Below are 12,981 nucleotides of genomic sequence, written 5' to 3'. Positions count from 1 at the left end.
GTACTAGTCGACGGTCAGGACGGGAACCGGCGACCGGCGGACGACACGGGCCGTCGTACTCCCCAGCAGTCGGCCGGAGCCGACGGCACGACCACGTGTGCCCATCGCGATGAGGTCGACGTCGACCGACGAGACGTACTCGAGCAGTTCCTCGGCTGGAACGCCACGGCGGACCTCGGTCGTCGCGTCGAGGTCACGGTCACGTGCCATCTCTGCGACCGCTTCCGTCGCGTTTTGGCCACCCTCTTTGAGAAGGCCGATGATGCTTCGCGGAGAATCCTCGAGGTCGTACGTCGTCGTATCAACCACGTAGACAGCGTGAACGTCGGCATCGTATTTGTCTGCAATCTCGAGGGCGTTCTCGGCGGCGCGTTCGGCGGCGTCGCTCCCGTCGGTCGGAATCACAATCCGATCGTACGGTCCACCGGCTGCAGGGGCGTCGCCGCCGTCGTCGGGCAGGCGGACCGAAAGCACCGGGACGTCTGCAAGTGCGAGTACGCGTTCGGTGGTACTGCCCAGTCGGGCCCGATCAGCGCCCGTTCGCCCGTGTGTCCCCATCACGATCATGTCGACAGCCTGCTCGTCGGCGTACTCGAGGATCGTTCGGTGTGGGACGCCCTCACGGACCTCTCGAGCGGCCTGCAGGTCGTGTGCTTCGGCTTGATCCGTGATTCGGATCGTCGCCTCGCGACCTGCTCTCTCGGATGGGGCGTAGAGTTCATCGCGCTCGTCGGCCGCAAGTTCCGTCGGCTCAGCGCTGGTGTCGACGACGTAGAGTGCGTGCATCGTCGCCTCATACGTCTGACCAAGCTCGAGTGCGTGACCGATCGATGCGTCGGCGCCAGCGCTGCCGTCGGTCGGGACGAGAATCGTCGTGAACATGCTGGATCGTTCGATCCGGATGCCTATCAAACACACTCGTATTTCCACAGCGTGCGATCGGTCAGGGAATCGATAGCTGCGCCCAGGCTCGCTCGAGTTGTGTTCCGATCGGGACGAGTGTTGTGTTCGTTTCGGCTACTGGTATGCCCCTTTCTCCAACTGAATCTCGGAGATCGATGGTGGGGCGTAGTATCGGACGATGTGGACGTCGTACGTCGCGTTCGCAGCGACGCCACCGGCAACACTCGTCACCGGCTGGGCAATTTCGCCGACGTTGTCGGTGCCGAGGAAGACAACCGATGGCCGAATCTCGTCGGCAACGTCCGTGATCCGGGCTGCGATCGCCGCGGCCGACCCATCGTCGATTCGCTCATCTCGAAACGTCGCATCGGGTGCGATATCGTCGACCCCGTCTCGAAGCCGTCCGGTGACGTAGGAGACGCTAAACGGTTCGTCTTCGCCGGTTTCGTACCAGCCAACGCTCGTCGCGTACGCCTCGTCATCAGGGACCACCGAGAGCGCGATCACGTCCTCGTCCAGCGCCTCGCCGTACTCAGATGCGCGCACCAGTGCTGCTTCTGCCAGATACGAGCCGTCGAACGGGGCGAGAAACGTCATGGTATACGGTAGCGTTCGTTCCAGCTGGTCAAAATCTTTGGGCATGCGCCACAGTGACACTGATACGGCTGCCACTCATATGGCGGCGATATGAGCGAGACGATTCTCGTCCCACACGACGACAGCGAGCACGCGGACGCTGCACTTCGATTCGCACTCGAGACGTTTCCCGACGCCGAGATCGTCGTCTTTCACGTGGTCGAACCGTTCGCAGAGCACACCGATGCCGGCGTCGAAGACGGACGGCGGTGGCAACGCCGTGCACGCAAATACGCGACCGACGTGTTCAACGGCGTCCACGACATCGCAGCGGCCGTCGATGCAAGCGTGGAAACGGAGTGGCGGTACGGGCGACCGAAATACGTGATCGTTCGATACCTCGAGGAGGAGGACATCGACCAGGTCGTGATGGGGAGTCGCGGTCGCAGCGGGCTCGACCGACTCCTTCTCGGGAGTGTGGCCGAAACTGTCGTTCGACGGGCCTCCGTTCCGGTGACGATCGTTCGAGAACCACAGCACGACGAGCCGACGTAGCGGGCACGGAGCAGGACAGTCCGTATCGACAGCTCACCGGACGACGGTGACGGGGACGGGTGCTCGACGGACGACGGTCTCGGCAACGCTCCCAAAGAGCGACCGGTTCGCTGTCAGCCGGCCGTGTGAACCGAGGACGACGTGATCGATGGCTTCGTCCGTGACGTACTCGAGGATAAGCCGTGCTGGTTCGCCGATATCCGACTCCGTTGTGACCGATCGGTCGTAGTCGGCGGCGACCTCGTCGACCTCCGCAAAGAGCTGGTCGGTCGCGTCGTCGACGGTTCTGTACCACGCTTCTGACCCGATCATCGGTTCGTAGCCGGACTCGACGTCGGTGCTGTAGTCGGGTTCGAACAGATCGACCACGTGGTAGACCGTGACCGCTGCATCCGGGAACGCCCGTAACGCGTGCCGAAGCGCGTACAGTGACAGCGGCGATCCATCGACGGGAACGAGAACCGATCTGGACATGTTCTCGTCTTCCATCCAGAGCGGGATATAGTATCGGACCGGGCAGCTGCACGGATCCCGATCGAGGATCGTCTCGAGAGCCGCGGGGTCGACACAGGGGCAGGGTCTTTTGTCGCCCGTCGGTGGACGAACGCCATGGCTTCGATCGAACTCCCGAAACCCGAAACAGATAGCTCGACGAGCGTCGAACGTGCGATCGCAACCAGAGCGAGTCGGCGATCGTTCACTCGAACACCGGTCACACTGACAGACGTCTCTCAGCTTCTGTGGGCAGCCCAGGGCGTAACCCACGTCCGCGAGGGAACCAAGATGCGAGCCGTGCCAAGCGCCGGAGCGACGTACCCACTCACCGCGTTTCTCGAGGTCGCGCCGGAGGGGTGCCCGGAGCTGGAGCCGGGCCTGTATCGATACGCGTCAGCACACCATCGCCTCGAGAGCGAACTCGAGACGGCGGTTCACGGCGAACTCACGCGGGCAGCGCTGGACCAGGAAGTGATACGAGACGCGCCGGCGACGATCGTCCTTGCTGCGAACGCCGACCGAACGCGACGGCAGTATCCAGACCACGGTGATCGATACGTCCACATGGAGGCTGGACACGCGGCACAGAACGTCCATCTCGTCTGTGAGTCACGCGACCTGTGTAGCTGTCCTGTCGGTGCGTTTTCCGACGACGACGTCGCAGCCGTGCTCGAACTGCCGGCGCGACTTGAGGCGCTGTATCTGGTGCCGTTCGGGCACGGAACAACAGACCAGTGACCGCTCCGCGCGCTGTGTCACGCCAACTGCCGTTCGAACCAGTCAGCTGCGACCTCGGCGACTTCCTCCAAGTGGCCGGGGCCTTCGAAAAGGTGGCCTGCGTCTGCGACGATATGAAGGTCGTGTTCGCAGGTGAGCGCGGCGGCAGCCTCGCGATTGAGTTCGAGGACCTGTGTGTCATCGCCGCCGACAATAAAGAGCGTGGGAGCAGTAACATTCGAGAGGCGCTCCGACGCGAGGTCGACGCGGCCGCCCCGGGAGACGACGGCGTCGATCTCGGTCTCGGGACGCGCTGTGGCTCGCAGCGCCGACGCCGCACCGGTGCTCGAGCCGAAGTAGCCGTAGCGTTGGTCTGCAGTCTCCTCGCGGCCTCGGAGCCACTCGGTCACCGCGACGAGTCTGTCAGTCAACAGCGGAATGTCGAACCGGTTCTCTCGATATCGGTCTTCTTCCTCTGTGAGCAGGTCGAACAGTAACGTTCCAAGCCCTCGCTCGCGGATGACGTCAGCGACGTAGTTGTTCCGGGGACTCTTTCGACTGCTGCCGCTCCCGTGAGCGAAGACGACGAGGCCGCTCGCGCCATCGGGAACGATGAGTTCTCCCTCGAGTTCGACGTCGTCGACTGGAATCGGTGTAACGTTCTCGCCGGACATGAACTGATCTCCAACCGCCGTCGTCTTAGTGTTGTCATCAGTCCGTTCGGACGACTGTTCAGGACTGCGAGCCGGCGATGAGTCTCGCAGCCGTCGACTGTCACGTTCGCGGGTCCGGAACTGTGGGCTCGTGTTCGCCGCTATTCGATATCGATCTGCTGTCCTTCGCGGGTTTCCGGGTCGCGTTTGGGCAGCGTAATCGTGAGCACGCCGTTTCGATACCGCGCCTCGACAGCCTCCTCGTCGACCGGATCAGGGAGCCGGATGGAGCGACTCAGCGACTGGCGAGCCCGCTCGCTTTTGATGTAGAACTCGTCCTCGGGATCGTCGGTCGTCTCCGATTCGCGTGTTGCGGTGATGTGGATCGTGTTCTCGGAGAGGCGAACGTCGATATCGTCTTTCTCGAACCCCGGCACGTCGGCTGTCAGGACGAACGTCTCGCCGTGGTCGGCCAGGTCGACCCCCATCGTCGTCACGGCCGCCTGTGACTGGTCGAACTGGTCGAAATCCCACATCTCCAGTGCCTCTTCGATCTGTCGTTGCATACGCTCGAACTGCTTCTCGAGGTTTCGAAACGGGTTGCTGTCTGTGCTCATATGAATATCACGGGGTGAGACCCTGGGTCTGAGTCCAACGGCATTGGTGTTAAGCGTTTCATGCGGTCAGCTGAGCGACCGCCGCCGGCTTTGGGCCAACGGATACGGTTCTCGCGGTGGCCTATCATACAGTGAGCGAAAGTACGTATCACGGCCTCGAGTACGAATCCGGTGGCGGGATCGAAACCGACGCAACCCTCGTTCGAAAGGGGATCTGGCCGACGCTCAAACGAACCGCCCAGGTCAAACTCGTCGAAACGCTCCCGATCCTGCTTTAATAACAGTAGTTGGTAGTACGATTTCGTTATTCAGAGTTGTCCGTGAAACTGGTGGTCAGTATAGGTAATACAGTTACCGGAGTCGTGACAGGTGGCGTGCTGGAGTGACGAGTCGTCCACACGGGGGACTTGATATATGATTCCCCTTTCCGCCTAATGAATGTCTAATATAGAAACTACAAAAATTATGTGTTTGTATAAAATAAGTTTATGACATGAGTGACCCCTCGAATGTACGCCTTTTTGCAATAGCACTAGTTTCCGCACTCCTAAGCCTCGTCTTTTATGGCATGATCTCTGAGGTATATAAACCAAATGATGGGGGATGGTTGACACTAGTAATCGCCGTTGGAGTCTTTTCAATACTAATGTTCGTCGAAGGTTTCATCACAGGTGATAGCTGATAAGATAGAACGGTTATCTTATCTGATGGAGATTCTGGCGTTCAGTCCGCATACGTGGTGACCGAACTGCTCCGATTCCGTTTCAAACACGAGACTGAATAACGAAATCGTGCTACTGTCTACTAATAACCAACACGCCGGCCGTCGATCGACGCCCGCACCGTTGGCCCGCTATCGTTTTGACCCCACAGTGAGTCCGGACAGACGAATGCAACTCGAGACGACCACGGTCGACATCGGCACAAGCCGCCCACTCGTGCTGTTGAACACCGTCGATGCCGACGAACTGGGTGCACACCCGCTCGATCGCGTTCGGATCGAACACGACGATGGAACGACGACGGGAATCGTCAAACGGACCGACGAACTGGTCGAGGCAGGCTCCGTCGGCGTGACGGAACCGCTCCATCACGTCAGCGGAACTGTTAACGTGACACTCGCCGGCACACCGAAATCGGTTCGGTACGTCCGTAAGAAGTTAGACGACGTCGAACTCGAGGCCAGCGAACTCGAGACGATCGTCCGAGATATCCACGAGAATCGCCTCTCCGACGTCGAACTGAGCGCCTACGTCTCGTCAGTGTATACGAACGGGCTCTCACTCGAGGAGACGAAACACCTGACGGAAGCGATGAGCGGCGTCGGTCAGCGACTGTCGTGGGAGTCCCCAGTCGTCGCGGACAAACACTCGATCGGCGGCGTGGCGGGCAACTGCGTGACGCCGATCATGGTCGCAATCGTGACGGCGGCAGGGCTGACGATGCCCAAAACCTCTTCGCGGGCCGTAACCTCGCCGGCGGGAACGGCAGACGTGATGGAGGTCCTCTGTGACGTGGAGTTTACGATTGCTGAGATCGAGTCGATCGTCGCGGAGACGAACGGCTGTCTCGTCTGGGGCGGCGGTGTGGATCTCTCGCCGGTCGACGACGAGATCATCCGTGCCGAAAACCCGCTCTCGATCGATCCGCCGGGCCAGCTCATTGCGTCAGTGCTCTCGAAAAAGCGCAGTGCCGGCTCAACTCATATCGTCATCGACATCCCCTACGGCGAAGGGGCAAAAGTCGAGAGTCTCGTCGCAGCACGGGAGCTTGCGGACGATTTCAAACGTGTCGGGGATCATCTCGAAGTCGACGTCAGCTGTGCGATTACCCACGGAACCGATCCGATCGGCCGCGGCGTCGGGCCAGCGCTCGAGGCCCGAGACGTCCTTGCAGTGCTCGAGGGCGAGGGCCCGGAGTCGCTGCGACTGAAGTCACTCCGACTCGCAGACATGCTGCTCACACACTGTGGCGTCGATGCGTCGGCGACCGAAATCCTTGAGTCGGGGGAGGCACTCGAACGGTTCCGCCGGATTATCGCCGCACAGGGTGGTGATCCGGAGATCGAATCCGACGACCTCGAGCCGGGGGCGGAGTCGACGACTATCCATGCGGATCGTTCCGGGGTCGTGACGCGCGTCGACAACCGGCAGCTCTGTGATCTCGCACGCAGAGCTGGTGCACCACTCGATAGCCGTGCTGGGCTCGTGATTCACCAGACCGCTACCAACCAGATCGAGACCGGAGATCCGCTGTATACGATCCACGCCGAGACGCCGGCCAAGCTGACAGAGGCGGAGCGGCTTGCTGATCGACTCGAGCCGATCCGCGTCCGGAGCAAGGCGGATGCGCTCGTCGAACGTCGGTGAGACAACCGACTGTCACGCTGACCCGATGCAATCGGATAGCGGTCGCGAGTCTGTCGAAACTGACGGGCAGCCGGCGTTGCGTAGAGGTGTAACTTATTTGGTCTGCCCAGTGGTTGGACACGTACGGCATGTATGATACGATCCTCGTTGCGACGGACGGGAGCGACTCGGCAAACCGTGCGGTCGACCACGCACTCGATCTGGCATCGACATTCGACGCAGACCTCCACGGGATTTCGGTCGTCGACACCCGACGGTACGGCGACTCGATGTTATCGGATTCCGACAGCGTGATCGGAGATCTGAGCGACCGTGCTGAAGAGCTCTTGGCAGAGATGGAAACGAGAGCCGATGTCGACGTGACCACCACCGTGCGTCGCGGCCGTCCACACGACGAGATCGGTAGCTACGCCGACTCGATCGATGCGGACCTGATACTACTGGGGAACCGTGGGCTCGACTCTAGCGACGAGATCGGAAGCACCGCAGAACGCGTCGTCAGATACGTCGACCGACCAGTACTGACCGCCTAACGGAGACCAGTCGATCAATCTGTCAGTGTTTCGGGTATAACCTATTTGGCAGCTTCCAACATGCATACCGCTACGCCAATGTATGAGACGATTCTCGTCCCGACTGACGGGAGCGACCCGGCAAATCGGGCAGTAGAGCACGCAATGGAACTCGCAGACAGATACGGCGCCGACGTGCACGCGATGTACTGTGTCGAGACCCACCGCTACGGTGAAACAGCGCTGAGCAGTGCTGAGATCGTCCTTGACAGACTCGAGGAACAGGGAGCTGCGATGCTCGAAGAGATCAGCGATCGCGCGGACAACGTCGGCATCGACTGTACGTGGAACGTCTGTCACGGCCGCCCCTGGGAAGCAGTCAGCGAGAAGGCAGACGAGCTCGATGCGGATCTGATCGTGATCGGCTACCAGGGACAGAGTCACACACGAACGAACAAGATCGGCAGCGTCGCCGAGCGAATCGTCCGAACTGCAGACCGGCCAGTGTTGACCGCCTGAGACGGACCCCTTGAGGTCAGTTCCGATGCAACCGCGATCAGCCTGCGGTTGCACCACTAACACGGACAACAGACCGTACAAACCGTCTGAGTCGTCCGCGGCTGGTCAGTCGCCGACTTTCGTGTTCTCTCGCAGTCCGGTTCCGACAGGCCATCGGCAGCGAACGACACCGTGATGCGGACCCGAGCCGTGCGTTTTCGAGGATAGCCCGAACGTGCGTGGCGTCCTCGACTGACCGGGACCGCCAGAGCGGTTGCGGGTCGCGACAGCATCGGTCACCGCTGGAAAACCGATCTGATGCGAGCGAGTGGTCTGTCAGACGGCAGTGACCAGAGCGAGCACACGAGCAGAAAACCGTCAGAATTCGCTCATCTGTACCGATTGCGTTGGCGGTACGCCAAGTAGGTGTAACTGATACGTGTCTGCTTCTCGTAGCTACCCGAAATCGATGCACGGACCATCTCCCGATGCACCGTCGCTCGCAGCGTACGCCGACGTGACGGATCGCGACCGAATCGAGCAACTCCGTGCACTCGCTGCTGCCCTCGAGGACACGCACATTCTCCACGTGAATTCGGCAGCGGCTGGCGGCGGCGTCGCAGAACTGCTGCGGTCGATCGTCCCGTTGAGTAACGATCTCGGGATCGAGACTGACTGGCTCGTCATGGACGCCGACAGCGCCTTTTTCGAGGTGACCAAGGCGCTCCACAACGGACTCCAGGGAGAGGGTATCCGGCTGACCGACGAGATGAAAGTAACCTATACGTCGGTCGTCGAGCAAAACGCAGCCGCGATCGATGCCGACTACGACGTCATCGTCCTGCACGACCCACAGCCACTCGGCATGATCGACGTGCTCACCGACCGGATGCCGACGGTGCCCGTGATCTGGCGCTGTCACATCGATCTCACCGACTCCTCGAGCGAGCATCTCTCGTTTGTGACCGCCTACGCGAAGGCAGTCGATCACGCGGTGTTCAGCCGTCAAATCTACGAAGACGCGATCGACCTCCCTGTCTCGAGCGTCGTGCATCCGTCGATCGATCCGCTTTCTGCGAAGAACCGCGCGCTTGACGATGCGACCATCGAGACCGAACGCGAGCGATTGGCACCGCTCTCGTTCGATGCACCACTCGTGACGCAGGTGTCACGGTTCGATCCGTGGAAAGATCAGTTCGGCACGCTCGAGGCCTACAGACGTGTCGTCGACGATCATCCGGATGCACAACTGGCGCTGGTCGGCGGCATGGCCGACGACGACCCGGAGGGTGAGGCGATCTACGAACAGGTCGCGGCTGAAGCGGCGGACGACCCCAACGTGTACGTCCTAACAGAGCTTCCCGACGAAACAGTGAATCTGTTGCAGCGTCGCTCCGATGTCGTCGTCCAGAAATCGCTTCGAGAGGGGTTCGGGCTCGTCGTCTCCGAGGCGCTCTGGAAGCGGACACCGGTCGTCGGCTCGACTGCTGGCGGTATCCCGCTCCAGATCGAGAACGGCGAGGGCGGCTATCTCGTGGACCCAACCGACGTCGCCGGCACAGCAGACCGGATCGAGCGGCTGCTCGAGGCCGATGACCACAGGCGAACGCTCGGGCAGAACGGCCATGAACACGTTCGAGCGCAGTTCGTGCTTCCCAGACAGCTTGCCGAGTCTCTCGATGTCGTTGCGTCGCTCGTCGATGGCTCGTGAATCGACGACCTCGAGAGTGGGATGGTCGAAGCGAGGCGGGACACCCGCTTTGCTCTCCCCAACACTGTTGTCCGTCCGGCTGGTGGATGGGAGTCGATGGCGAGTATTATTCTGCCGACGTTCGAGTGGACGCAGTCCTGTGAACAGCTGTCTCGCCAGCTCGAGGCCGAGGACGAACTCCTCGTCGTCTGTGACAGCGAGGGCGATCCGGTTGCGAGCGCGGATCGTCCCGAGGCAGCCGAGTTGCTCGTTGCCGGCGACCCCGAAGGCTGTTCGGGGAAGGCAAACGCCGTCGCGCTCGCGCTGGAACACGCCTCTCAGGATCGGATCGTCCTGACCGATGATGACGTCGACCGCGACGACGACTGGCTGGCCACAATCAAGCGCCTCGGCGAGGAACACGGGACGGTGACAGCGATTCCGGTCTTCGTGAGCGAGGAGTACCCGTTTAAACTGCTCGAACCGCTCTGTATCGTGGTCGCCTCGCTCGTGGTCGATCGAACGAGTTGGGTGACCTGGGGCGGCGGCGTCACGTTCGATCGACGCGACATCGACATCGAGGGGTACATCGCCGACCTGCGCCGGACCATCTCGGACGATGCGTTGCTCGCCGAGTACGTCGACGACGTCGTCGCCTCACGAGAACTGGTCAACGAGGTCCGGGTCCCGGGTGGGCCCCGTGCCACCTACGAACGGCTCACGCGGTTCGTCACGATCTTCTATCGATTTGCGCCGAGGAGAACGCTTGCGATTTTCGCCGTTTTCCTCGCCGTCGTCGTGATCGGGACGCTCGCGCCGCTTGCCGTCGCCGTGGGCGTGACTGCCCTCGCGTACGACCGATACCGTGCGCTCGGCGTCGACCGACGAACGTGGCTGTTCGCGGCACCCGCAGCCGTCCTTGCCCCTCTCCTCGGGGTCGCCGGCATCGTCAGGCCGACGTTCGTCTGGGGCGGGCGACGCTACCGGTGGGAGGAGACGTTCGATGTGACCGTCCTCGAGTAGTCCGGAGACAGCCGTGTTTCATCGCCGTGACTCACGGCCGAGATGGGCGCGAAACGAACTCGCGACCGACGGCTTACTGACTGCTGTCCGACAGTATAACGCCCGCCTTCTAAGGGGCTCACTATCATTCGGTTCAGTGTATGTCGGCAGACCTGCCAACGCGAGACGAACTCATCCAGGGAATGACTGTTGAGGTCGAACAGGAAAACGGCGATCGTCTCATCGGTGAGGTTGGCGCTATTCTCACCGACGACCGCACCCACCCCGAGGGAATACTCGTCAAGCTCAAATCCGGTCCACGGGGGCGTGTCAAGCGAATCGGACCGGAGCACTGACCGAGGTTGCGGGCGGATTTCGGTACGCCGTCTCCAGCTTGCAGAGACGTTCGACCGGGCCAGGCCAATCCGAAAGCGCCAGCGCTCCTCCGTATAAACTCGATCTCCGGCCTTGAGCAGCTGCCGCCGTCAGTACGGTTGGCTCGTGGTCGATCTCCACCTCACGGCTCGTTTTAACTGGGTTCGGAACGAAGAGATGGGTATGGATTGTCTCGCAGCCGTCGACGGTTCCAAAGAGTCCGAGAACGCACTCGCCTACGCCGCCGACATCGCAGACGCGATGGATGGCTCGATCACGGTCGTCTACGCCGTTAACCCGACCGCCCACGACGAGGGTGGGGACGAACCGACCGTCTCGCTGTGGGACGCCGACCAGCGACTCGTCCTCGAGAGCATCGATGACGCCGAACAGCGGGGGCTAGAGCTCCTCGAGAACGCAGCCGATTTCGCCAACGAACTCGGACACGACGTCGAGACCGAACTGCTCTACGGGAATCCGGTCGCGGCTGTCACCGACTTCGCCGAGGACGACGGATTCGACACAATCTTCGTCGGCCACCGCGGCCGATCGGAGCGTGCGGGGTTGATGATTGGCAGCGTTGCGAAATCGATCGTCGAACGGGCGACCGTTCCGGTCACCGTCGTCCGCTAACCTCGCCACACCCTGGCTGTTCACGGACTGGGACAGTGCCGACGGTTACTCCTCGAGTAACCAACCAAAGCGTTTCTCCCAGAACTCCTCGGTTGGGGGCTTTTTGCTCTGTCCGTACGTCTTCGCGTCGCGGATCTGCCGTTCCAGCACGTCTTGGGCCTCGTTGAGCGCGTGACTCGCGCCGTACCCCTCTCCAGAGGCGATGTACAGCCCGCGATCGGTGTGTAGACGGATGCGGGCGAGCAAGAGCGGCATTCCACGGCGTGTCTCGTCGTGCTCGTGGAGGTGAACTTTCGCATCCAAGACGTTCATGCCGTGGTCTTTGTCGTCGAACGACTCAACCATCGCCACGATATCGTCGTAGCTCGTGTCGTCGATCAGATCGACGCCATACACCTGCACGCTCCGGTTCCCGCCAGCTTCCCACGTCAGCGAGTCGAGGATATCCGTCTTCGTGACGATCCCGTAGGGAGTGCCGTCCGTCGTGACGATCAGCGACGAGCCATCGGTCTCGAACATCTCTTTGACGGCCGTCTCGAGCGTCTCGTCCGGATGGACCGTCCGCACTGGCGAGGTCATGACGTCCCTGATCGGGAGATCCAGCATCCGCGCAGATTCGCCCTCTCGAGCGCCGAACCCACCCCGGCGCGCGCGAGCAGTGCTGGTGGAGATCTCACCCCCGAACGGGTCGGTCCCGCCCGCATCCCCGCCCTGACTCTGGACTTCGGCGCGAATCGTCAGATCAGTTATGTCGTAGAGGCTCAGCACGCCGGCTGTCGTTCCGTTCTCGACGACCGGGAGATGCGTGATCCGGTTCTCCCGGAAAATGTTGAGCGCATCCCCGAGTGTCGATTCCGGATCGAGCGCAACGAGATCGTTCGACGAAGCCTCTGCGACGGTCGCTGCATCGAGAAACGATTCGACCTTTTCGAGGATCGCGTCGGCGGTGACGACACCAAGCAGTGTCTCCCCCTCGAAGACGGGAAGGAGCTGTGAGTCGCTGTCGATCATCAGCTGTGCCACCTTGCGAATGTCCTCGTCGGGCATCAGTCGAGGGACATGCCAGACCAACGAACCGATCTTTTGATTGGGTTGGCGATGTGAGGTGGCGAGCTGTCGCCGCGTGACGATGCCTTCGAACTCGTCTCCCTGTACGACGACGCCGTTGACGCTTGAATCTTCGAACGTGCCGACAAGCTTCGAAACCGGTGTCTCTGGGGTGAATTCAACGTACTCCTCCGAAACGATATCAGCGATATCCATGTGTTCTGTCTGTTTCCGCGTGGGTGCTCGAGTTACTGTCCTGCTCCAACCGGGTTGTCACTGTCTTCGTCAGTCTCCCACAAGTACTCGAGGGTAGACCCGGGATCCGGACTGTCTGGGTTA

Annotated in this window: 16 protein-coding genes; 10 read left to right on the top strand and 6 right to left on the bottom strand. The window is 61.4% G+C overall.

Going from position 1 to position 12,981, the window contains the following annotated elements:
- Positions 1-3: 3 nt before the first annotated feature.
- Together ACERJA_RS02580 and ACERJA_RS02575 are read right to left on the bottom strand one after the other, a co-directional pair.
- Complete coding sequence (locus ACERJA_RS02580; protein ID WP_373606739.1) at positions 4-882, bottom strand: universal stress protein; 879 nt, start codon at positions 880-882, stop codon at positions 4-6.
- Positions 883-1,017: 135 nt separating this feature from the next.
- Complete coding sequence (locus ACERJA_RS02575) at positions 1,018-1,500, bottom strand: universal stress protein (RefSeq protein ID WP_373606738.1); 483 nt, start codon at positions 1,498-1,500, stop codon at positions 1,018-1,020.
- A gap of 90 nt (positions 1,501-1,590) precedes the next feature.
- On the opposite strand from ACERJA_RS02575, the gene ACERJA_RS02570 reads away from it, so the two are divergent.
- The gene (locus ACERJA_RS02570; RefSeq protein WP_373606737.1) at positions 1,591-2,034 is read left to right on the top strand and encodes a universal stress protein; all 444 of its coding nucleotides are present in this window, start codon (positions 1,591-1,593) and stop codon (positions 2,032-2,034) included.
- A gap of 33 nt (positions 2,035-2,067) precedes the next feature.
- On the opposite strand, the gene ACERJA_RS02565 is transcribed toward ACERJA_RS02570, so the two are convergent.
- Positions 2,068-2,508 (bottom strand): universal stress protein, encoded by a 441-nt coding sequence (locus tag ACERJA_RS02565; protein ID WP_373606736.1) that lies wholly within the window; start codon positions 2,506-2,508, stop codon positions 2,068-2,070.
- Positions 2,509-2,643: 135 nt separating this feature from the next.
- Here ACERJA_RS02565 and ACERJA_RS02560 point away from each other — a divergent pair, with 135 nt between their 5' ends.
- A complete protein-coding gene (locus ACERJA_RS02560) occupies positions 2,644-3,267 on the top strand; it encodes a SagB/ThcOx family dehydrogenase (RefSeq protein ID WP_373606735.1) in 624 nt (207 codons plus the stop codon).
- A 17-nt stretch (positions 3,268-3,284) separates the two neighbouring features.
- Here the strand turns inward: ACERJA_RS02560 and ACERJA_RS02555 are convergent, their stop codons facing one another.
- On the bottom strand, positions 3,285-3,920 hold the full coding sequence (locus ACERJA_RS02555) for a dienelactone hydrolase family protein (RefSeq protein ID WP_373606734.1): 636 nt from the start codon (positions 3,918-3,920) through the stop codon (positions 3,285-3,287).
- 140 nt (positions 3,921-4,060) lie between these two features.
- Complete coding sequence (locus ACERJA_RS02550) at positions 4,061-4,516, bottom strand: Hsp20/alpha crystallin family protein (RefSeq protein WP_373606733.1); 456 nt, start codon at positions 4,514-4,516, stop codon at positions 4,061-4,063.
- Between the two features lie 131 nt (positions 4,517-4,647).
- Between ACERJA_RS02550 and ACERJA_RS02545 the strand changes: the two genes are divergently transcribed.
- The 8 genes from ACERJA_RS02545 to ACERJA_RS02510 all read left to right on the top strand — a co-directional run bounded on the left by ACERJA_RS02545 (position 4,648) and on the right by ACERJA_RS02510 (position 11,595).
- Positions 4,648-4,794, top strand: a complete 147-nt coding sequence (locus ACERJA_RS02545) for a hypothetical protein (protein ID WP_373606732.1) — start codon at positions 4,648-4,650, stop codon at positions 4,792-4,794.
- 612 nt (positions 4,795-5,406) lie between these two features.
- A complete protein-coding gene (locus ACERJA_RS02540; RefSeq protein ID WP_373606731.1) occupies positions 5,407-6,885 on the top strand; it encodes an AMP phosphorylase in 1,479 nt (492 codons plus the stop codon).
- A gap of 128 nt (positions 6,886-7,013) precedes the next feature.
- Positions 7,014-7,418, top strand: a complete 405-nt coding sequence (locus ACERJA_RS02535) for a universal stress protein (protein ID WP_373606730.1) — start codon at positions 7,014-7,016, stop codon at positions 7,416-7,418.
- A gap of 78 nt (positions 7,419-7,496) precedes the next feature.
- Positions 7,497-7,916: a universal stress protein gene (locus tag ACERJA_RS02530; protein WP_373607444.1), complete on the top strand. Its 420-nt coding sequence runs from the start codon at positions 7,497-7,499 to the stop codon at positions 7,914-7,916.
- Between the two features lie 448 nt (positions 7,917-8,364).
- On the top strand, positions 8,365-9,606 hold the full coding sequence (locus ACERJA_RS02525; RefSeq protein ID WP_373606729.1) for a glycosyltransferase: 1,242 nt from the start codon (positions 8,365-8,367) through the stop codon (positions 9,604-9,606).
- 96 nt (positions 9,607-9,702) lie between these two features.
- Positions 9,703-10,608 carry a glycosyltransferase gene (locus tag ACERJA_RS02520; RefSeq protein WP_373606728.1) on the top strand — a complete coding sequence of 302 codons (906 nt, stop codon included), beginning with the start codon at positions 9,703-9,705 and terminating at the stop codon, positions 10,606-10,608.
- Positions 10,609-10,748: 140 nt separating this feature from the next.
- A complete protein-coding gene (locus ACERJA_RS02515; RefSeq protein ID WP_006066797.1) occupies positions 10,749-10,943 on the top strand; it encodes a DUF2196 domain-containing protein in 195 nt (64 codons plus the stop codon).
- A 202-nt stretch (positions 10,944-11,145) separates the two neighbouring features.
- The gene (locus ACERJA_RS02510) at positions 11,146-11,595 is read left to right on the top strand and encodes a universal stress protein (RefSeq protein ID WP_373606727.1); all 450 of its coding nucleotides are present in this window, start codon (positions 11,146-11,148) and stop codon (positions 11,593-11,595) included.
- 45 nt (positions 11,596-11,640) lie between these two features.
- Here ACERJA_RS02510 and ACERJA_RS02505 read toward each other — a convergent pair whose 3' ends face one another.
- Positions 11,641-12,858 carry a CBS domain-containing protein gene (locus ACERJA_RS02505; protein WP_373606726.1) on the bottom strand — a complete coding sequence of 406 codons (1,218 nt, stop codon included), beginning with the start codon at positions 12,856-12,858 and terminating at the stop codon, positions 11,641-11,643.
- Between the last annotated feature and the right edge of the window lie 123 nt (positions 12,859-12,981).

It is taken from the genome of Natronorubrum sp. A-ect3 (genome assembly GCF_041821125.1).
Classification (GTDB): Archaea; Halobacteriota; Halobacteria; order Halobacteriales; family Natrialbaceae; genus Natronorubrum; species Natronorubrum bangense.
The sequence above is the reverse complement of the archived record's forward strand: the minus strand, read 5'-3'. Positions and strand labels throughout refer to the sequence as shown.